The sequence below is a fragment of the Sulfitobacter sp. L-8 genome (genome assembly GCF_056859255.1).
Window position 1 is genome coordinate 184,351 of record NZ_JBSXOD010000053.1, and the last position, 19,443, is coordinate 203,793.

18 protein-coding genes are annotated in these 19,443 nt (G+C 54.5%); 11 read left to right on the plus strand and 7 right to left on the minus strand.

The annotated features are described in order from the left end of the window. Window positions 1–17: 17 nt before the first annotated feature. Window positions 18–1,580, plus strand: coding sequence for a substrate-binding domain-containing protein (locus AC13DE_RS14205; protein ID WP_483048198.1), 1,563 nt, complete (start codon window positions 18–20; stop codon window positions 1,578–1,580). Between the two features lie 3 nt (window positions 1,581–1,583). Here the strand turns inward: AC13DE_RS14205 and AC13DE_RS14210 are convergent, their stop codons facing one another. The 4 genes from AC13DE_RS14210 to dnaK all read right to left on the minus strand — a co-directional run bounded on the left by AC13DE_RS14210 (window position 1,584) and on the right by dnaK (window position 6,226). Next, window positions 1,584–2,165 (minus strand): hemerythrin domain-containing protein, encoded by a 582-nt coding sequence (locus AC13DE_RS14210; RefSeq protein WP_483048199.1) that lies wholly within the window; start codon window positions 2,163–2,165, stop codon window positions 1,584–1,586. A 70-nt stretch (window positions 2,166–2,235) separates the two neighbouring features. Then, window positions 2,236–2,997, minus strand: a complete 762-nt coding sequence (gene radC / locus AC13DE_RS14215; protein WP_446295960.1) for a RadC family protein — start codon at window positions 2,995–2,997, stop codon at window positions 2,236–2,238. Window positions 2,998–3,092: 95 nt separating this feature from the next. Further along, complete coding sequence (gene dnaJ / locus AC13DE_RS14220) at window positions 3,093–4,238, minus strand: molecular chaperone DnaJ (RefSeq protein ID WP_446295961.1); 1,146 nt, start codon at window positions 4,236–4,238, stop codon at window positions 3,093–3,095. Between the two features lie 80 nt (window positions 4,239–4,318). Then, complete coding sequence (dnaK, locus tag AC13DE_RS14225) at window positions 4,319–6,226, minus strand: molecular chaperone DnaK (protein ID WP_446312780.1); 1,908 nt, start codon at window positions 6,224–6,226, stop codon at window positions 4,319–4,321. Between the two features lie 209 nt (window positions 6,227–6,435). Here dnaK and AC13DE_RS14230 point away from each other — a divergent pair, with 209 nt between their 5' ends. Beyond that, entirely contained in the window at window positions 6,436–7,038 is a 603-nt protein-coding gene (locus tag AC13DE_RS14230) for an alpha-ketoglutarate-dependent dioxygenase AlkB family protein (RefSeq protein WP_483048200.1), read from the plus strand. 2 nt (window positions 7,039–7,040) lie between these two features. Here the strand turns inward: AC13DE_RS14230 and AC13DE_RS14235 are convergent, their stop codons facing one another. Then, window positions 7,041–7,865, minus strand: a complete 825-nt coding sequence (locus AC13DE_RS14235; RefSeq protein WP_446295965.1) for an ABC transporter permease — start codon at window positions 7,863–7,865, stop codon at window positions 7,041–7,043. Window positions 7,866–7,979: 114 nt separating this feature from the next. Here AC13DE_RS14235 and cysQ point away from each other — a divergent pair, with 114 nt between their 5' ends. The 9 genes from cysQ to AC13DE_RS14280 all read left to right on the plus strand — a co-directional run bounded on the left by cysQ (window position 7,980) and on the right by AC13DE_RS14280 (window position 18,207). Continuing rightward, window positions 7,980–8,777: a 3'(2'),5'-bisphosphate nucleotidase CysQ gene (cysQ, locus tag AC13DE_RS14240; protein ID WP_483048201.1), complete on the plus strand. Its 798-nt coding sequence runs from the start codon at window positions 7,980–7,982 to the stop codon at window positions 8,775–8,777. Next, the gene (locus tag AC13DE_RS14245; protein ID WP_446312778.1) at window positions 8,777–9,577 is read left to right on the plus strand and encodes a 3-deoxy-manno-octulosonate cytidylyltransferase; all 801 of its coding nucleotides are present in this window, start codon (window positions 8,777–8,779) and stop codon (window positions 9,575–9,577) included. The genes cysQ and AC13DE_RS14245 overlap by 1 nt, the downstream gene beginning before the upstream one ends. Next, entirely contained in the window at window positions 9,574–10,827 is a 1,254-nt protein-coding gene (locus tag AC13DE_RS14250; protein WP_483048202.1) for a glycosyltransferase family 2 protein, read from the plus strand. The genes AC13DE_RS14245 and AC13DE_RS14250 overlap by 4 nt, the downstream gene beginning before the upstream one ends. 85 nt (window positions 10,828–10,912) lie before the next feature. Beyond that, on the plus strand, window positions 10,913–11,806 hold the full coding sequence (galU, locus tag AC13DE_RS14255; protein WP_446297191.1) for a UTP--glucose-1-phosphate uridylyltransferase GalU: 894 nt from the start codon (window positions 10,913–10,915) through the stop codon (window positions 11,804–11,806). A gap of 21 nt (window positions 11,807–11,827) precedes the next feature. Beyond that, complete coding sequence (gene galE, locus AC13DE_RS14260) at window positions 11,828–12,811, plus strand: UDP-glucose 4-epimerase GalE (RefSeq protein ID WP_483048203.1); 984 nt, start codon at window positions 11,828–11,830, stop codon at window positions 12,809–12,811. Between the two features lie 37 nt (window positions 12,812–12,848). Beyond that, on the plus strand, window positions 12,849–14,009 hold the full coding sequence (locus AC13DE_RS14265) for a glycosyltransferase (protein ID WP_483048204.1): 1,161 nt from the start codon (window positions 12,849–12,851) through the stop codon (window positions 14,007–14,009). Between the two features lie 62 nt (window positions 14,010–14,071). After that, window positions 14,072–15,082, plus strand: a complete 1,011-nt coding sequence (locus tag AC13DE_RS14270; RefSeq protein WP_446306247.1) for a glycosyltransferase family 2 protein — start codon at window positions 14,072–14,074, stop codon at window positions 15,080–15,082. Further along, a complete protein-coding gene (locus AC13DE_RS14275) occupies window positions 15,079–16,776 on the plus strand; it encodes a DUF5927 domain-containing protein (protein ID WP_483048205.1) in 1,698 nt (565 codons plus the stop codon). Before AC13DE_RS14270 ends, AC13DE_RS14275 begins: the two co-directional genes overlap by 4 nt. A 3-nt stretch (window positions 16,777–16,779) precedes the next feature. Then, window positions 16,780–18,207, plus strand: a complete 1,428-nt coding sequence (locus tag AC13DE_RS14280; RefSeq protein ID WP_483048206.1) for a nodulation protein NodH — start codon at window positions 16,780–16,782, stop codon at window positions 18,205–18,207. Between the two features lie 4 nt (window positions 18,208–18,211). Here AC13DE_RS14280 and AC13DE_RS14285 read toward each other — a convergent pair whose 3' ends face one another. Both AC13DE_RS14285 and hpf read right to left on the minus strand, forming a co-directional pair. Beyond that, the gene (locus AC13DE_RS14285; protein ID WP_446297197.1) at window positions 18,212–18,676 is read right to left on the minus strand and encodes a PTS sugar transporter subunit IIA; all 465 of its coding nucleotides are present in this window, start codon (window positions 18,674–18,676) and stop codon (window positions 18,212–18,214) included. A gap of 48 nt (window positions 18,677–18,724) precedes the next feature. Further along, entirely contained in the window at window positions 18,725–19,291 is a 567-nt protein-coding gene (hpf, locus tag AC13DE_RS14290) for a ribosome hibernation-promoting factor, HPF/YfiA family (RefSeq protein WP_446297198.1), read from the minus strand. Between the last annotated feature and the right edge of the window lie 152 nt (window positions 19,292–19,443).

Below are 19,443 nucleotides of genomic sequence, written 5' to 3' on the forward strand. Positions count from 1 at the left end.
GCAACGCTTGGGGTCTTATGATCACGCATATACGTGTGGCAGTTTACGCCGCACTTTTCCTTGTTATGGGCACGCTACCCGTGGTTGCCCAGGATATCGCGTTGACCTCGCGAGATGGAAAAGTTGAGCTCAGCGGCACCTTGTTGGGGTTTGATGGCGAATTCTACCGCGTTGCAACGGAATATGGTGAATTGACCATCGATAGCTCAGGGGTTCAATGCGCGGGCCCCGGGTGCCCCAACCTTGATATCTTTGTGGCCGAGCTTCAGCTTTCCGGCTCGGCAACGATGGGCAGGGTCTTGATGCCGGCGCTCATAGACGCCTTCGCTTCGAGAAACGGCTATCGCGCCGTCAAGGATGATGAAGCTGAAAATCGTTTCACCTATCGCCTTGAAGACGAAAAAACCAATCAGACCGTGGCGCTTTTCCTTTTCTCGGCAAGTAACGCTGACGAAGGCTTCGCGGACTTGTTGGCTGACGAAGCCGATATAGTAATGTCGCTTCGTGAAATGCGCCCGCAAGAACGCCTTTTGGCACGCGAAGCTGGGTTGGGGGATATGAAGGGACCCAACCGAAGCCGCGTTCTGGCGCTGGATGCGGTGGTCCCTGTGGTATCGGTTTCCAACCCGATCCACAGCATCTCTCCGCTTATGCTGGCGCAGGTGTTTTCGGGAAAAATATCGAACTGGAAAACTCTTGGGGGCCCCGATGCCCCGATTGACCTGCATTTACCAGATGATAGCAGCGGTTTGGCGCAAGCTATCCATGATCAGGTCATGCGCCCTGCACTATTGGATTTTGCGCAGGAAATTACCCGCCACGACGATCTGGCTGAGCTGGCAGCGGCCGTTGAAAAAGACAGCTTGTCTATTGGTATTACCAGCTATGCTGAGCAGCACGGCACCGCCATCCTGACGTTGTCGGGAAGCTGTGGATTTTCCCTGGATGTTTCGCGCCTGGCCATCAAGACCGAAGATTATCCCCTGACCGCACCAATGTTTCTATACTTTCCCGCCCGGCGTCTGCCACAGATCGCTCGGGAGTTCCTTTCGTTTACACGCAGCCCGAACGCTCAACTGGTCATACGACGGGCCGGTTTTGTCGATCAGACGGCAGAGGAGATACCCGTCGAGGAACAAGGCAATAGATTTGCCAATGCGATAGCCGTGGCCGGACCAGAGATTTCTTTGGATGAACTTAAAATGATGACGGCAACGCTAACTCCGATGGCACGTTTGACCACATCATTCCGGTTTGAAGCCGGATCGGTTCGGCTGGACGCGCAATCTCGATCCAATGTGCAGCAATTGGCTCGCGCGTTGGAAGTCGGGCAGTATGACACTCGCCGTCTTTTGTTTGTGGGTTTCAGTGACGGAAAAGGCGCGGCATTCGCCAACCGCGAAATCGCCCTGCGCAGAGCGGAAGCGGTGCGCCAAGCCGTCATAGCTGCTGCCATAACGGTCAATCTTGATCGCGTCGCTCTGGATGTAGATGCGTTCGGAGAGGCAATGCCTATGGCATGCGACGACAGCGCTTGGGGCAGACAGGCCAACCGCAGGGTCGAAGTTTGGGTGCGCTAGAGGTCAACGAAACTGCGGCGGATCGTATTTGAGCAAGACAGGCACGACCAATTCTTCCTCGTCAATCAGATGACGGTTCAACATCGGTCTAAACGCGTTTAGCCGATCTTTCATCGCCGCAACAGTATCCACAAACCCTGCCTTAGCCCCATTAAAGCGCAGCACGCCATTGGCGGTATCGGCCAAGTCCGAAAGTATTTCATCAAGAAGTTGATGGTCTTTATCAAGTATGTCGAAACCCATAGCCGTGCGTTGATCAAGCAAGGCCATCGTGGGGAAATAATGCATATCTTCGATTTGATGGTGGCCATGCAGCTCGTTGATAAGCCTCCCGCCCAACTGGCTAACCCTCCGCTTGTAGCTGTCGGGGTTCTGGTTTCCGTCAAGCGCGCTTTCGGTGTCTTTATCAAGATGATCAAGAATCTGCCGGAACATCATGTGGCGGTCCAGCCAGAACCTTATCAAACGACTATAGGCTGGGTTCTCTTCCCATCCATTGCGCGGATAGGCGACGACCAGCGCACGCAGGGCATCCGGCAGCCCTGTGCGATCTGTCAGTGAAACGGAGGTTGAATTCTTCGGCATGTTCATCCCCCACAAGTAGCAGCTTCGCGGATCAGGGTATATCCGGCAAATTCGAACACGCTTCCTGCGGTTATAGGTACCCTTCGGCGCGAAAGCTCAGCTCGCGGGATTTTCCGATGATAAGGTGATCATGCAGGGTGAGCCCTAGCGCATTGCAAGCGTTATGGATCTGTTGTGTCATGTCGATGTCATTCTGGGATGGGGTAGGATCGCCCGAAGGATGATTATGAACGAGGATCAACGCGCTAGCATTCAGTTCCAACGCACGTTTCGCGACCTCACGAGGGTAGACCGGGACATGGTCAACAGTGCCTTTTCCCTGTTCTTCATCAGCAATGATGACATTCTTACGATCAAGATAGAGAACGCGGAATTGTTCGGTTTCCCGGTGGGCCATGGTGGTGTGGCAATAATCCAGCAAGGCATCCCAGCTTGATACCACATGCGTGCGCATCATCTTTGACCGGGCCATGCGGTGGGCAGCGGCTTCGATAATTTTGAGCTCTGTGACCACTGCGTCGCCGACACCTGAAATGCTGCGCAGACGGGATGAAGCTGCTGATATGACACGGTTAAAGTCGCCGAATTCATCCATCAATGCACGGGCAAGCGGCTTTACATCGCGTCGCGGTATGGCGCGGAACAAAACCAGTTCAAGCAGTTCGTAATCCGGGATTGCCGCAGCGCCCCCCACCATAAAACGGGCACGCAGACGCTGACGATGATCAACGATATACGATGGTTGTTTGCCCGACACAGGGGCTGTTTGCGCGGTTTCGTCGTTTAGAAACGGCAACATCGGATCAGCGAATTGAGAAGGTTTGGACGCCATCCGCTGACTGTGCGCGAAACAGGTTATCAGCGCGCTAAATTGGATAGCCCGGATCAGCGAAAAAAAGGGTGAGACGGATGCCCCACCCCGTTTCATCAACTTTTCATCGAATCCCAAAAGGATTTAACCGAAGAAAAAAAACTGCTGGATTCAGGGTTGTTGTTCGACGATTCCTTTTCGAACTCCCGCAGCAGCTCTTTTTGGCGACCGGTGAGGTTCACCGGCGTTTCGACGGCCAATTCGATGATCATGTCGCCAGTGCCTCCGCCGCGAAGTGGCGGCATCCCCTTGCTGCGCAGGCGCATTTGACGGCCTGACTGGCTACCGGCCGGGATTTGCACCCGTCCGCGACCCCCGTCGATAGTAGGTACTTCAATGCTGCCACCAAGAGCTGCGGTGCTCATTGAAACGGGTACCCGGCAAAAAAGATTTGAACCGTCGCGTTCGAACAGGTCGTGTTCCTGGACCTCGATGAAGATGTACAGGTCACCTGCCGGACCGCCGCGCATGCCTGCTTCGCCTTCACCGGCCAAGCGAATGCGTGTCCCGGTTTCAACCCCGGCGGGGATGTTGACCGACAGCGCCCGGTCCTTATCGACACGTCCTGCGCCCCGGCACACTTTGCAGGGGTTCTTGATGATCTGACCCATCCCCGAACAGGTCGGGCACGTACGTTCAACGGTAAAGAAGCCCTGCTGCGCACGGACTTTGCCCATCCCCGAACAGGTCGGACAGGTCGTCGGTTCAGCACCGCCTTCGGCCCCCGAGCCGCTGCATGCATCACACGCAACAGAGGTCGGCACGTTGATGGATTTCTGCATGCCCTTATAGGCATCTTCGAGCGTGATACCCAAGTTAAACCGCAAATCGGCACCCCGCGCGGCGCGACGTCCACCGCCACCTCCGCGTTGATTGCCCATGAAGTCACCGAACAAATCATCAAACACATCCGAGAATGCGGACGAAAAATCACCGTGCGCACCGGCACCGTGACGTTGACCACCCCCCATGCCACCTTCGAAAGCCGCATGACCATAACGGTCATAGGCTGCTTTCTTGTCGGCATTCTTCAATATCTCATAGGCTTCGTTCGCTTCTTTGAACTGGGCCTCGGCATTGGGATTGTCGGCATTCCGATCGGGGTGCAATTCCTTGGCTTTGGTTCGATAGCCTCTTTTGATATCATCGGCGGACGCGCCTTTGGGCACACCGAGAATTTCGTAGTAATCACGTTTGGCCATAGATTAGCTCCTACGCTGGAACGTGACAGGCCGGCCCGGCAAGCAAGCGGACCGGCCTATCAAGGATTCCATGGGCGTGCTTATGCGCGCTTGTTATCGTCTAGATCTTCGAAATCGGCGTCAACAATGTCGTCGTCGCCATGGGGCGCGTCTGCGGCCTGAGCAACATCTTCATTGTCTTCCTGAGCCGCCTTATAGATGGCTTCACCCAGTTTCATTGCCGACTCTGTGACGTTTTGAATGCCTGACTTGATCTTTTCGACGTTGTCGGTCGCCAGTTCGTCATTCAACGCGGCAATGGCCAGTTCGATCGCTTCGACAGTGGTCGGATCAACCTTGTCGGAATGCTCTTCCAGCGACTTCTCGGTCGAGTGGATCAGCGATTCCGCCTGGTTCTTTGCTTCGATCAGTGCACGGCGCTCCTTATCGGATTCCGCATTCTCTTCCGCATCCTTGACCATCTTTTCGATGTCAGCATCAGACAATCCGCCCGACGCTTGGATCGTGATCTTCTGTTCCTTGCCCGTGCCCTTGTCCAATGCGCCAACGGCAACGATACCGTTTGCGTCAATGTCGAAGGTCACTTCGATCTGGGGCATACCGCGTGGTGCGGGTGGAATGCTTTCCAGATTGAAAGCGCCAAGGATCTTGTTGTCTGCCGCCATTTCGCGCTCACCCTGGAAAACCCGGATGGTCACAGCGTTCTGGTTGTCTTCGGCAGTCGAGAAGACCTGCGACTTCTTGGTCGGGATCGTGGTGTTGCGGTCGATCAGACGGGTGAAAACACCGCCCAATGTTTCGATACCCAAGCTCAGCGGTGTCACGTCAAGCAGAACGACGTCTTTGACGTCACCTTGCAAAACACCGGCCTGAATGGCGGCACCCAAGGCAACAACCTCATCCGGGTTAACACCCTTGTGCGGCTCTTTACCAAAGAACTTGGTCACTTCCTCGATCACGCGCGGCATACGTGTCATACCACCAACCAGAACGACTTCGTCGATCTCGGAAGCGGAAACACCGGCATCTTTCAACGCAGCGGCACAAGGCTTGAGCGAAGCTTTGATCAAGTCACCCACCAGCTGCTCCAACTTGGAGCGGGTCAGTTTCATGACCATGTGCAGAGGCGAACCGTCTTTGCCCATCGAAATGAACGGCTGGTTAATCTCTGTCTGGTTTGCGCTCGACAGTTCGATCTTGGCCTTTTCCGCAGCTTCCTTCAGACGCTGAAGCGCCATCTTGTCTTGCGTAAGGTCGACACCGTTGGCCTTTTTGAATTCATCCGCAAGGTAGTTGACCAAGCGCATGTCAAAATCTTCACCACCGAGGAACGTATCACCATTGGTAGATTTCACTTCGAACAGACCATCGTCGATCTCGAGGATCGTGACGTCGAATGTACCGCCACCAAGGTCATAGACCGCGATGGTTTGGGTTTCTTTCTTGTCCAGACCGTACGCCAAGGCAGCCGCTGTCGGTTCGTTGATGATCCGCAGCACTTCGAGGCCGGCAATCTTGCCCGCATCTTTGGTCGCCTGACGCTGAGCGTCGTTAAAGTACGCAGGCACCGTGATAACCGCTTGGGTAACTTCTTCGCCCAGATACGATTCTGCTGTTTCTTTCATCTTACCAAGGATGAACGCAGAGATTTGCGAAGGAGAGTATTTCTCGCCCCTGGCTTCAACCCATGCGTCGCCATTGCCACCATCGATGACTTTGAATGGCAGGTTTTTCTTGTCTTTGGCCAGATCCGGGTCGTCATTGCGACGACCGATCAGACGCTTCACACCGAAAATGGTGTTGTCCGCGTTTGTGACAGCCTGCCGCTTGGCGGGCTGACCGACCAGACGTTCGTCATCTGTGAATGCCACGATGGAAGGGGTAGTACGCGCACCTTCGGCGTTTTCGATAACCCGCGGCTGGCTACCATCCATGATGGCGACACAGCTATTTGTAGTTCCTAAGTCGATACCAATTACTTTGGCCATGCTTTGATCCCTCATTTACTCAAGGCGATTACACGAAGCTCAGGCCCGTTACGGCACCCTTGCTCCGATCTTTTTCACCAAAGGCTGGATGCCCTCGGCGGTTCTGGGCGTATATAAGGAGCAGATATGGACCCTGCAACCGTTGCATGAGAAAGGAATTGGGAAATCTACAAGGATTTTTCACGAAAGCAGTCAGGAAAGGCGCTCAGATGACGATATTGGACTTGCGCGGCTTTGAAATTCACAAAAATCACCTTGATACCACGTCGCAGGGCAAATTGTTGAATGCTGTCAGGGCTGTGGTGAAAGTGGCCCCTTTTTTTCGCCCCGTCACGCCGCGCGGGCAGAAAATGTCGGTGCGAATGACATCGGCGGGAAAATATGGCTGGCTTACGGATGAAAGGGGCTATCGCTATGTTGACCGGCATCCCGACGGATCAGCGTGGCCGGCGATTCCCGACGAAGCGCTTGCCATCTGGGACGCTCTGACGGGCTTGGAGAAGCGCCCGGAATGTTGCTTGATCAACTATTACGGACCGGAAGCCAAAATGGGCCTGCACCAAGACAAGGACGAGGCAGATTTTCGTTGGCCCGTGGTGTCGGTATCGCTCGGAGATGAGGGCCTTTTCCGTATCGGAGGGCAAAAACGCGGGGGCAAAACCGAAAGCATTTGGCTCCAGTCGGGGGACGTCGTGGTCATGGGTGGGGAAGCTCGCTTGAACTATCACGGCATTGACCGGATCAGGGCAGGGTCTTCCACGCTGTTACCCAAAGGCGGGCGGATAAACCTGACACTGCGAGTCGTCGAATAGGGTCAGCGTCGTGCGCTCCAGCTCGCCGAGGCGTGTTTGCGGGTATAAAATTCACCCATCAGGCCGATCACCATAAGCACAACGCCGACCCAGACCGCATATTCCCAGTTGCTGTAACGTGGGTTGTAATTGATGAACGCATATCCGCGCGCCTGATCAATGATGTGAAACAGCGGGTTCCAGTCGAACATCGCGATCATGAACGTCGGCAGTGAATTGGCCAGAAACATTTTGCCAGATGCCACCATGTTGGCCCGCTGGTAAAGCGACGTGAAAATCTGGGTGAATGACGGTGCCCACGGCTTGATCGCCAACAACACCATACCGACCGCAACGCCGGTGAACCAGGCAATCATCATCATAAAGAAGACACCCGACGGGTCGTCGATGACCACGGGATTAAACGCCAGATGATAGATCGACATGATCATGATCAAGGACAGCATCTGAATATACAGCGACCCAAGGGCGGCGGCTGCCAATGCAATCATCGTGGTCATGGGGGCGTGCTGCATCATCGCGCTTGCAGGGCCTTCGGCTGCGGCAACGGCGGTTACTGTTTTCGTATGCATCATGAACAGGAAAATACCGGTCATGATGTAGATCACGAAATCCCCCCGGATCGAAGACCCGCGCATCCCCAGGATTGTGAACATGACATAGAACACACCGACAAAGATGACGGCTTGAAGAATATTGATACCAATGGCCGCAAAGGCGTTGTTATGCTGTTTCCGGACGGATCTGACGACAGAGTGATAAACCAGTTCGGCCATGTTCAAGGCCGAGGTCATGTTGCCTCTGGTGGTACGCCGTGGTTGGAACATGTTGAAAAGCCTCTTTGCACCCTGTCGTGGCACGGAATTCTTGCTGTTCCGCTAATGGCCAACCATAAGGAGTTTGCGTAAGGTAATCAATCAAACTGAAGGGGCCGCGGCAATATGGATTATCAAGAATTGGTGACGGTCATGCGCCGTCTGGCAATCGAAGCCGGTGACAAGATCATGGAAATCTACGACGCCGGAGATTTCGATGTGAAAACCAAATCGGACGCGAGCCCCGTAACGGTTGCCGACGAAGCCGCAGACAAGATCATCTCTGACGGGCTGCGCGCTGCGTTTCCCGATGTGGTGCTGGTTACCGAAGAACAAGCCGCTACTCATTCTGCCAAAGGTGACACATTCCTGATTGTCGATCCATTGGACGGCACCAAAGAGTTCATCAATCGCAGGGGTGACTTTACCGTGAACATTGCGTTGGTCGAAGGCGGGGAACCAACACGTGGTGTGGTTTATGCGCCTGCGCGGTCGCGCATGTTCTTTACATTGGCCGACGGAAGCTCGGTTGAGGAAACCGGTGAGTTTGCCACGGACGAAATCGGCCCGACAAAGCCTATCTCGGTCTCGCGCCCCGATAATGCTGCGTTGATGGTTGTCGCGTCAAAATCTCACCGCGATCAGGCGACCGATGACTATATCGCCCAGTACAAGGTACGCGACATGACCAGCGCCGGGTCATCGTTGAAGTTCTGTTTGATCGCCACAGGCGAGGCAGATCTCTACCCGCGGGTTGGCCGCACGATGGAGTGGGACACCGCAGCAGGTCACGCTGTGCTAACGGGGGCCGGGGGTGTCGTCGTGCGCTTTGATGACCTGACTCCGTTGAAATACGGCAAGGCCGATTTCGCCAACCCGTTCTTCATCGCCCATGCTCCGGGCGTCGAACTAAAGGCTTCTTGATGTCTGTTCTTCTGGTCATTCCCGCCCGCTATGCGTCATCACGCTATCCCGCCAAACCACTGGCTATGTTGAAAGGGGCAGGCGGGGTATCGCGCAGCCTGATTGAACGCAGTTGGCGCGCGGCTTGCGAGGTTCGGGGTGTGGACAGGGTCGTTGTCGCCACGGATGATGACCGGATAAAAAACGCCGCCGCCAGCTTTGGCGCCGAGGTCGTGATGACGTCGGTCGATTGCGCAAACGGAACCGAACGCTGCGCCGAAGCCCATGCGGCATTGGGCGGCGGTTACGACATCGTGGTCAACCTACAGGGCGACGCCCCGCTGACCCCGCATTGGTTTGTCGAAAGCCTTGTTGAGGGGCTGAAGGGCGACAGCGATGCCGGTATCGCCACGCCTGTTTTACGTTGTGACGGATCGACCTTGAACAGCCTGCTGGCGGATCGCAAAGCCGGGCGTGTCGGGGGGACTACTGCGGTTTTTGCCACCAACCACAGTGCGCTTTACTTTTCCAAAGAGGTAGTGCCCTTCACGTCGAAAACCTATGATGACGCTGAAACTACACCGGTGTTCCATCATGTCGGTGTCTATGCATACCGTCCCGCGGCGTTAGCATCCTATCCGACGTGGCCGGTAGGGCCGCTCGAACAGCTCGAAGGGCTCGAGCAGCTTCGGTTCATGGAAAACAATCACATGGTGCTTTGTGTCGAAGTCGACGCCAAAGGGCGGCAGTTCTGGGAGATGAACAACCCCGAGGATGTGCCGAAAATAGAGGCGATGATGGGCGAGATGGGATTGGAATGACCGATTTGCCAGTCAGTGTCGTGGTCGTCAGCCGAGCGCGGCCCGGTTCATTGGCTCGAACATTGAAAGGTATTTCTCAGCTCCAATACTGGAATTTCGAAGTTATCGTGGTGGCGGATCCCGATGGAATAGAGGCCGCCCAAACGCTTGATTTCAGCGAAAACCTAAAGCTCGTTCCCTTTGATGTCCCAAATATTTCGGCGGCGCGGAATATGGGGCTGACCCGTGCTGCCGGCGAAGTCGTGGCTTTCATAGATGATGACGCGGTCCCCGAACCCATGTGGCTGCGTTATTTGATCGCTCCGTTTGAGCGAGCTGATATCGCGGCTACCGGTGGCTTCGTTCGGGGTCGAAATGGCATTTCCTTTCAATGGAAGGCCGCCAGCTTGGATGCCAATGGTATTGCGCACCCGATGAAGGTGAATTCAGAACATGCAACTGTTTTCACTCCTCCCAAAGGGTATGCTGTCAAAACCGAAGGTACGAACATGGCCTTTCGGCGCGACGTGTTAATCGATCTAAACGGCTTTGACCCCGCATTTCATTATTTTCTGGATGAAACCGACCTGAATATGCGTCTGGCACGGGCCGGTCACGCCACGGCGTTGGTGCCGTTAGCCGAAGTTCACCATGGGTATGCCGAAAACACGACGCGAAGTGCGGATCGCGTACCTAAAGATCTTGTCGATATTGGTGCAAGCTGGGCTGTTTTCCAGCGCAAGCATATCGCGGTGGGTAGCCACAAGACCCATTGGCAGGAACGCCGCAGTGAACAGTCCCGGCGACTGCTGGGTTTCATGCAATCTGGTCAGCTTGAACCGCGCGATGTACGGCGGTTGATGAAGGGGCTTGACGCAGGATATGCGCAAGGAGGCTTGCGTCAGCTTGGGGGTGCGCCTTTGCCACGCTATTCATCTGGTCCGTTTTGGCGTTTCCCAAGCCGCCACCGCGAGACCGTTATGATCGTCAGCAGGCCGGCGCAGGCCGCCATTGACCGCCAAACAGCGACCGAGCAAGTGTCAGAAGGCAAGATCGTGACGCTTTTGGTAATGTCGTCCACGGCATTGTTTCACAAGCTTTCTTTCGATCCAGCCGGTTTTTGGGTGCAGAAAGGCGGAGTTTTTGGTAAGGTCGAACGGAGCGAACCGATGTTCACCATTTACTCTCGCGGTTATCGCGCACGCCGCGAAACCGTACGAGTTGCCAGGCAACGAGGCTTTGAACGCAAAAACAGCAAGTTGTTGCCATAAAGTTTGTGAGTTGATGCTTTACGGCTGGACGCACACCGCAAGTGAACCACATAGCTATCACGACATTTAAGGACGAAAGTTTATTATGGCTAAGAAAGTTACGAAAGCAATTTTTCCAGTGGCCGGACTGGGGACGCGTTTCTTGCCCGCGACCAAATCAGTGCCAAAAGAAATCATGACATTGGTGGACCGCCCGCTGATCCAATATGCGATCGACGAAGCCCGCGCTGCCGGGATCAAGGAGTTCATATTTGTAACCTCTCGCGGAAAAGGCGCTTTGGAAGATTACTTTGATCACGCCCCGGTGCTTGAACAGGAGCTTCGGTCAAAGGGAAAGACAGAGCTGCTAGAAACTCTCAAAAATACCAATATGGACAGCGGAGCCATCGCCTATATCCGCCAGCACAAAGCGCTTGGCCTGGGGCATGCGGTATGGTGTGCGCGTCGGCTGATAGGAAATGAACCTTTCGCGGTTATCCTGCCCGATGACGTCATCGCCGCCGAAAAGCCCTGTCTTCAGCAAATGGTCGAAGCATATAATGAAACCGGCGGTAACATGGTGGCCGCAATGGAGGTTCACCCGGAACGCTCATCTTCGTATGGTATGCTTGATGTTGATGACGATCAGGGGGAACTGGTTAAAATCCGAGGTATGGTAGAGAAACCAAAAACCGAGGATGCGCCATCGAACCTTGCCGTTATCGGTCGCTATATTCTGTCACCCAATGTATTGAAGAACCTCAACCAGCTCAAATCCGGCTCGGGCGGTGAAATCCAGTTGACCGATGCGATCGCCGCAGAGCTGACCCAGGGCCACGATGTCTATGGCTATCGGTTCAAGGGCCAACGTTTCGACTGCGGGTCCAAATCGGGCTTTTTGCAAGCTACGGTTTCTTTTGGCTTGGCCCGCGACGAGCTGCGCGATGATCTTTATGCGTATTTGCAAGATGTCATGATGGTCGATAAAGCGGCGCAATAGGCAACCGGCAAAGGCAACTTAATGGCGAATGTTCTGGTCACAGGCGGCGCGGGTTACATCGGGTCGCATGCCTGCAAGGCGCTTGCCGCTGCTGGATTTACGCCTGTCACCTTTGACAATCTGATCACCGGTTGGCGCGATGCCGTCAAATTCGGCCCGTTTATTCAGGGCGATCTGCTGAACAGAGCAGAAATTGACGCTGTCTTTGCGCGACACACGCCTGTAGCCGTCATGCATTTCGCCGCCCTGAGCCAAGTCGGCGAAAGCATGAAACACCCGGGGCGCTATTGGCGAAACAACGTTCAAGGGTCGTTGAACTTGATCGAGGCCGCGGCATCGGCAGAATGCGGAAACTTTGTGTTTTCATCGACCTGCGCCACGTATGGTGACCAGGATAATGTTGTGCTTGACGAAGACAGTGACCAGTATCCGATCAATGCCTATGGTTCATCAAAACGCGCCATAGAAGACATCTTGCGCGATTTCGGGGCAGCGTACGGTATGAAAAGCGTTATTTTTCGCTATTTCAACGTAGCTGGCGCTGACCCCGAGGGTGACGTTGGTGAGTTCCACAAACCTGAGACCCACCTGATTCCCCTTATGCTGGATGCCATTGATGGCAAACGTGATGCGTTGACCATTTTCGGTACAGATTACGACACACCCGACGGGACCTGTATTCGTGATTACGTGCATGTTTGCGATCTGGTGGATGCGCATGTGCTGGGGTTGAGATGGTTACTGGACGGCAAGCCGAGCCGCGTTTTCAATCTGGGTACCGGTTCGGGGTTTTCGGTTCGAGAAGTTATCGATCACAGTCGTGATGTCACTAATCGTGCTGTCCCGATTATCGAAGGTGAACGAAGACCCGGCGATTGCACGAAACTGGTTTCCGGATCAACGCGAGCTGTGGCAGAGTTGGGATGGGCTCCTTCGCGTTCAACGCTACCCCAAATGATTTCTGACGCCTGGAGATGGCATCAAACTGGTCACTACAACACATAAAGCCCCGTCCGCGCGACTGCTGGACCTGACCCGGACCATGCGGCGTGCGGGACGTATACCAACGGGCGTTGACAGGGTAGAGCACGCTTATCTTACCCGTTTTTTGGCCGGTGATACTGCGTGTTTTGGCCTTGTGCGCACGGCGTTTGGCTATCTTTTGCTGGACAGGCAAGGGTTGCAAGGCGTCTTGGACCGGATCGAGGGGCGGATTGCCTGGGGCGATTGTGACCGTCTGTCATGGCTGACTGCCCCCGAGAACACTATCGTCAAACGTGCCGAGGCAGATTTTCGCAGGCTCGCTGTGGGGCGTTCCACACCCTGGCTTTTGCGGCGGCTTTGCGACAAACTTCCCGACAATTGCACCTATTACAACGTTGGTCACAGTAACCTTACCGACCGCGTCCTGTCGGCTATGAAAGGGGCGGGCGTGCATCTTGCGGTGTTGATCCACGACGTAATCCCGCTTGAATACCCGCAGTTTCAGCGCACTGGGACGGTCGAGCCGTTCAGAGCCAAGATCCAACGAGTGCGACAATGGGCTGATCTGGTGATTTATAATTCAGCAGACACCCGCGACCGAACTGAGGCACAAATGCTGCAATGGGGTGCCGTGCCCAAGGGGGTGGTGGCTCACCTAGGGATGGTCCCCCCGGTACCTGACAGCGCAGCGCTTCCCTCATCGCTGCCGCCGCGACCGCCCTATTTTGTAACGGTAGGTACGATAGAACCCCGGAAAAACCACATGTTTCTGTTGGATATCTGGCAGGAACTCGGACCTGACGCGCCGGTCTTGTTGATTTGCGGCGCACGCGGCTGGAACAATGAAGCGGTGTTTGACCGGCTCGATTCATTGGACCCTGACGGCCCCGTACGCGAGATATCAAACCTTTCCGATGCGGCATTGGCGGCGCTGGTTCAGGGAGCTGCGGGTGCGCTTTTCCCCAGTCTGGCAGAAGGTTTTGGTCTTCCGCCCTATGAAGCATTGGCATTGCGAACGCGTGTTTTATGCAACGATCTTCCGGTCTTGCAAGAGTTCTTGGGCTATATGCCTGTTTACGCAAGTGTTTCTGACCGATATCAATGGCAGAAGATAATTACCTCGTGGGCAAATGACGCGAAACAGGACGAGATATCGCAAACCTTTGTTGGCCCAACGTGGACTGAACACTTCAGTACTGTGTTAAGCGCCCGCAACTAAGGTGACCGCTTAAAGGTGAGTGCGCCGGAATGTGATATAGACTCCGATGTGAAGGGCAGTTTTTGGGTTTAATTCGATCATACCGGCTTCGGCTTCAGCGCAAACGATGGCGCATTCGTGCGTTTCGCAAGCGGCGCGAGCTCAAGCAGGTTGTGGACCAGACCCGCTTGATCAGACCCGATGATATTTTGCTGTATTGCACGCAGCGAAATGAAAAAATCAGACTGCCATATTTTCTGGATTATTATCGCAAGATGGGTGTGGGGCACTTCTTTTTTGTCGACAACGGCAGTGCCGATGGTTCCCTAGAGTATTTGTCTGAACAGCCTGACGTATCGGTGTGGACCACGCGGGCCAGCTATCGCCGGTCTCGGTTTGGCGCGGATTGGCTGAACTGGCTTCAGATGAAACATGCGCATGGTCACTGGACGCTGACGGTCGACCCTGACGAATTTCTGGTTTACCCATTTTGCGACACTCGCCCGCTGCGGGCTTTGACTGACTGGCTTGATGCGTCATCGATAAAATCGTTTTCGGCGATGCTTCTGGATATGTACCCAAAGGGCCGTCTTGATGACCAGCCCTACCAATCTGGCCAAAACCCGATCGAGATCGCTTCGTGGTTCGACAGCGGGAACTATTCTTTGAGGCGAAATTCAAAATACGCTAACCTGTGGATACAGGGCGGTCCGCGCATGCGGGTTTTCTTCAAGGATGCACCCGAAAAGGCCCCGGCCCTGAACAAGATTCCGTTGGTCAAATGGGACCGGCGCTATGTCTATGTCAGTTCAACCCACATGCTTCTGCCCCGAGGGTTAAATCAGGTTTATGACGAATGGGGCGGCGAAAAAGCGTCCGGTGTGCTGCTTCATGCCAAATTTTTGGATACGTTCGGTTCCAAAGCGAAGGAAGAACTTGAGCGCGGCCAGCATTATGCGGGTTCTGTCGAATACAAAGCCTATGCGGCCAGCTTGCAAGATGACCCACAGCTTTGGTGCAAGTGGTCGGAACAATATATAAACTGGCGACAGCTTGAGATTTTAGGGCTCATGTCAAAAGGGAACTGGGCATGACGGTCGGTATAGTCATGTTGGTGCACACTGCGCTTGACCGTGCCGAACAGGTCGCGCGGCACTGGGCGGCGAATGGATGCCCGGTGGTGATCCACATCGACAAAGCCGTCCCGAGCAAGGCGCGTGACGCCTTTGTTGAAAACCTTGCCACCGTGCCGGACGTAGTATTCACCACGCGCTATCGCTGCGAATGGGGGACTTGGGGAATCGTGGCGGCATCGCAGGCGGGGTCCGAGCTGATGCTCGCCCGTTTTCCGAATGTGCGCCATGTTTATCTGGCGTCTGGGTCCTGTTTGCCACTGCGCCCGGTAAGCGAATTGGTCAGCTATCTTGCCGCGCGTCCCCATACCGATTTTATCGAAAGCGCGACGACCGCAGACGTGCCATGGACTGTAGGAGGCTTGGACCACGAACGTTTCACCCTGCGGTTTCCGTTCTCGTGGAAGCGGCACAGGTATCTTTTTGACAAGGCTGTTGCTGTGCAGCGTAGGCTGCACATGAAGCGAAGATTACCGGCGGGTGTCGTGCCTCATATGGGGTCACAGTGGTGGTGCCTTACCCGCCAGACGCTTTCCGCGATCCTGCAAGACCCTGACCGCGCTGAATACGACCGTTACTTCAAGCGAGTCTGGATCCCGGATGAAAGCTATTTTCAGACGTTGTCGCGAAAGTACGCACGGCGGATCGAAAGCCGGTCACTGACGTTGTCAAAATTCGATTTTCAGGGAAAGCCGCACATTTTTTATGATGACCACCTGCAATTGCTGCGTCGGTCCGATTGCTTCGTGGCGCGCAAGATCTGGCCGCATGCTGACCGCTTGTACGAGGCTTTTTTGATTGACGCTGGAACTGCATTGAAACGGACAGAGCCCAATCCGGGCAAGATTGACCGGGTATTTGCCAAAGCAGTGGAGCGCCGCACACGCGGCCGATCGGGTCTATATATGCAGAGCCGCTTCCCGAATGAGGACTGGGAAAACGGCGTGACTGCGGCACCCTATTCGGTTTTTCAGGGATTTTCCGACTTGTTCGATAACTTTGAACCATGGTTGGGCAAAGCCACGGGCGTTCGGGTGCACGGGCATCTTTTTGCACCTGATCATGTGCATTATTCGGACGATCAGTCGACGATAAACGGGGCACTTGGCACCAGCGCAGCTGTGCGTGATTACGATAGCAAAGCCTTTCTGACCAATCTGATCTGGAATACCCGGGGCGAACGCCAATGCTTTCAGTACGGGCCAAATGACAATCAGGATATATGTTGGCACATCGCCAAGGATCCCAACGCACAACTGTCGATGATTACCGGCGCATGGGCTGTTCAACTGTTCAAATCCAACAAGGATTTCGCGGATATAAGGCGCAAAGCGGCGGTGTTGCAAAAGATCGAAAGCGAACAGATCAAGATTTTCCGTTCACCTTACACGAAAGCCCGCGTGCGAATTTGGACTATGGCCGAATTCATCGAAGCCCCTATCGAACCACTGCAAAGTATTTTGGAGCAGATTGGCCAAACCCGTTCACACCGGGTATCGGAGGTACCGAAAATGGTTGATCTACGAGGGTTCGGACAATTTCTGCAAAACCTGAAGAACCAAGGCATGCACCCCTACTTGATGGGCGACTTTCCTATCGAGCAGGACGTGGCGATGCCGCAGAAACCACCGCGCAAGCCATATTTGGTGCAATAACATATGTCTTTGAATTTTAGCAGCTTCGTTGTCTTTGCCGAAATGCGAACAGGCTCGAACTTCCTTGAAAGCAATCTGAACGCCTTTTCGGGCATCACTTGCCATGGAGAGGCCTTCAATCCTCATTTCATCGGATATCCCAACACGTCTGAAATTCTGGGGGTGGATCAAGAGACCCGCGATAACGATCCTCGAATTCTGCTGGAGGCGATCAAGACACAATCCGACGGATTGGGTGGATTCCGCTATTTTCACGACCATGATCCGAGGGTTGTGGATCTTCTGATTGACGATACCAGTTGTGCCAAGATCATCCTGACCCGTAACCCTGTTGAAAGCTATGTGAGCTGGAAAATCGCCCAGGCCACCGGCCAGTGGAAACTTACGGATATGAAGGCCCACAAATCAGGGCACGCGGTGTTTGATGAGGGTGAATTTGCCAGCCATATTGAGGACTTGCAAAAGTTTCAGCTTATGCTGTTGCGCAGATTGCAAACCCAAGGGCAGACGGCGTTCTATATAGCCTATGAAGACCTGCAAAGCGTCGAGGTGATGAACGGACTTGCTTGTTATCTGGGTGTCGATGACCGGCTTGAAGCGCTTGATAAAAGCCTCAAGAAACAGAACCCCGAACCGGTTGCCGCCAAGGTGAGCAACTTTGACGAGATGCAGGCCGCCCTAAGCCGGTTTGATCAGTTTGATCTCACGCGCACCCCCAACTTTGAGCCGCGCAGGGGGCCTGTGGTGCCGTCATATGTGGCTGCGGCCAAGGCCCCGTTGTTGTATCTACCGCTTCGCAGCGGGCCGGAACCGCAGATACTGGACTGGCTTGCAGCGTTGGACAATAGCGAGCGCGGTGATCTGCCGAGCAAGATGAACCAAAAGCAATTGCGCCAGTGGAAGCGCAAGCACCCCGGTCACCGCAGTTTTACCGTTTTACGACATCCCGTTGATCGTGCGCATGACGCGTTTTGCCGCCACATTGTGACTACGGGCAAGGGTTCATATAGCCAGCTACGTGCGACGCTTATCAAGCGCTATAAGCTTCCTTTGCCGGACGGTGAGCCTGACAGCAGTTATGATGAGGCGGAACATCGGGTGGCGTTCAAGGCATTTTTAACCTTTATCAAAGGTAATCTGAACGGCCAGACCGCCATTCGCGTGGATCAGGCATGGTGCACACAAGCGCAAGCCATCCAGGGCTTTGGTGAATTCGCGCTGCCTGACCGGATCATTCGGGAAAGCGATCTTGAACTTGAATTGCATGGGCTGGCCCATAGCGCCGGATTGTCGACGTCCCCTGCGCTGCCCCCGCGGCGTCCACAAAAGCCTTTCTACCTAGGCGCGATCTATGACGACGAAATCGAAAAGCTGGCGGCGGACGCGTACCAAAGAGACTATATGATGTTCGGGTTTGACCGTTGGCGCTAGGTGGTTAGGCCGCCTTTGTGGCGTGTGCTTCGGTGAGAATGGTATAAAGCGTCGCAGGTTCGGGGTTGGCCCGCAACTTGGAGCAGACGGATTCATCGCGAAGGGTTCGAGATACAAGAGCCAAAGCCTTTAGATGTTCGACCCCTGCGCTTTCGGGTGCAAAAAGGGCAAAGGCGATGTCGACTGGCTGGCGATCAACCGCGTTGAAATCAATCGGCTTGTCCAGCAGAACAAACGCACCAAGCACCTTGTCCAACCCTTCAAGCCGGGCGTGCGGCAGGGCAATCCCATGGCCCACGCCTGTCGGGCCAAGAGATTCGCGCGTCATGAGCGCATCGACCACGTTGCCGGCATCCAGTCCGTAGGCATTGTGCGCCAGCTCCCCGATATCGTGGAGCAGGCGCTTTTTACTCGAGGCCGACGTGAGGATTTTTACCGCGTCCGGCTTTAAGAGTTTCGCAAAATCCATAACTTCATTCTGCTCGCTCTGTTTGTGGCACTTATCGCCGGTTTCGTGTTACGACGGATCAATCCATCCGATATTTCCGTCTTCGCGGCGATACACAACGTTCACACCTTGGGCACCGTCCTTGCGAAACACGACGACCGGTGACCCCGAAATCTCCATCTGCATGACAGCTTCACCAACAGACAAGGTTGCGATTTTTGTCTGCATTTCCGCGATGATCATGGGGTTGAGGGTTTCGGGTTCCTGCGCGTCTGAATCGCTTTCTGAGGCGAGGATATACGAGGATGCACCGAAAAGTTCAACCGGTTCTGCTCTCTCGCGATGATGATCTTTCAACCGCCGCTTGTAGCGCCTGAGCTGTTTTTCCATCTTGGCCGCACAGGAATCGAAAGATCCATATATATCAGTAGCATGGGCTTTTGCAGAGGCTGTCAAACCCGTGGAAAGATGAACCGTAGCCTCACAGACGAACTCATGTCCTGACTTGGAAAATACGACATTGGCGTCTGTCGGGCGCTCTGCGTATTTCTTAACGGCTTCGCCCAATTCTGTTTTTACATGGGTTTGAAGCGCCTCGCCGATGTCGATTTGTTTGCCACTGATTTGGTACCGCATAAACTCTCCTTATTCTTATCATTCCGAACAGCATCATCGTGCGCAAGAATGCGCGAGAATGATACGTTCAGATGCGGGGGAATGGTGTTGCGTTTTGGTTGAAATCCATCACCCCCTTAGGGGAGGGTCGATGCAAGACAAACGTGAAACGC

Excerpts from the sequence above, each read along its gene's own strand:
- AC13DE_RS14205 (WP_483048198.1), top strand. The coding sequence starts at position 18 with ATGATCACGCATATACGTGTGGCAGTTTACGCCGCACTTTTCCTTGTT.
- AC13DE_RS14210 (WP_483048199.1), bottom strand. The coding sequence starts at position 2,165 with ATGCCGAAGAATTCAACCTCCGTTTCACTGACAGATCGCACAGGGCTG.
- radC (WP_446295960.1), bottom strand. The coding sequence starts at position 2,997 with ATGGCGTCCAAACCTTCTCAATTCGCTGATCCGATGTTGCCGTTTCTA.
- dnaJ (WP_446295961.1), bottom strand. The coding sequence starts at position 4,238 with ATGGCCAAACGTGATTACTACGAAATTCTCGGTGTGCCCAAAGGCGCG.
- dnaK (WP_446312780.1), bottom strand. The coding sequence starts at position 6,226 with ATGGCCAAAGTAATTGGTATCGACTTAGGAACTACAAATAGCTGTGTC.
- AC13DE_RS14230 (WP_483048200.1), top strand. The coding sequence starts at position 6,436 with ATGACGATATTGGACTTGCGCGGCTTTGAAATTCACAAAAATCACCTT.
- AC13DE_RS14235 (WP_446295965.1), bottom strand. The coding sequence starts at position 7,865 with ATGTTCCAACCACGGCGTACCACCAGAGGCAACATGACCTCGGCCTTG.
- cysQ (WP_483048201.1), top strand. The coding sequence starts at position 7,980 with ATGGATTATCAAGAATTGGTGACGGTCATGCGCCGTCTGGCAATCGAA.
- AC13DE_RS14245 (WP_446312778.1), top strand. The coding sequence starts at position 8,777 with ATGTCTGTTCTTCTGGTCATTCCCGCCCGCTATGCGTCATCACGCTAT.
- AC13DE_RS14250 (WP_483048202.1), top strand. The coding sequence starts at position 9,574 with ATGACCGATTTGCCAGTCAGTGTCGTGGTCGTCAGCCGAGCGCGGCCC.
- galU (WP_446297191.1), top strand. The coding sequence starts at position 10,913 with ATGGCTAAGAAAGTTACGAAAGCAATTTTTCCAGTGGCCGGACTGGGG.
- galE (WP_483048203.1), top strand. The coding sequence starts at position 11,828 with ATGGCGAATGTTCTGGTCACAGGCGGCGCGGGTTACATCGGGTCGCAT.
- AC13DE_RS14265 (WP_483048204.1), top strand. The coding sequence starts at position 12,849 with ATGCGGCGTGCGGGACGTATACCAACGGGCGTTGACAGGGTAGAGCAC.
- AC13DE_RS14275 (WP_483048205.1), top strand. The coding sequence starts at position 15,079 with ATGACGGTCGGTATAGTCATGTTGGTGCACACTGCGCTTGACCGTGCC.
- AC13DE_RS14280 (WP_483048206.1), top strand. The coding sequence starts at position 16,780 with ATGTCTTTGAATTTTAGCAGCTTCGTTGTCTTTGCCGAAATGCGAACA.
- AC13DE_RS14285 (WP_446297197.1), bottom strand. The coding sequence starts at position 18,676 with ATGGATTTTGCGAAACTCTTAAAGCCGGACGCGGTAAAAATCCTCACG.
- hpf (WP_446297198.1), bottom strand. The coding sequence starts at position 19,291 with ATGCGGTACCAAATCAGTGGCAAACAAATCGACATCGGCGAGGCGCTT.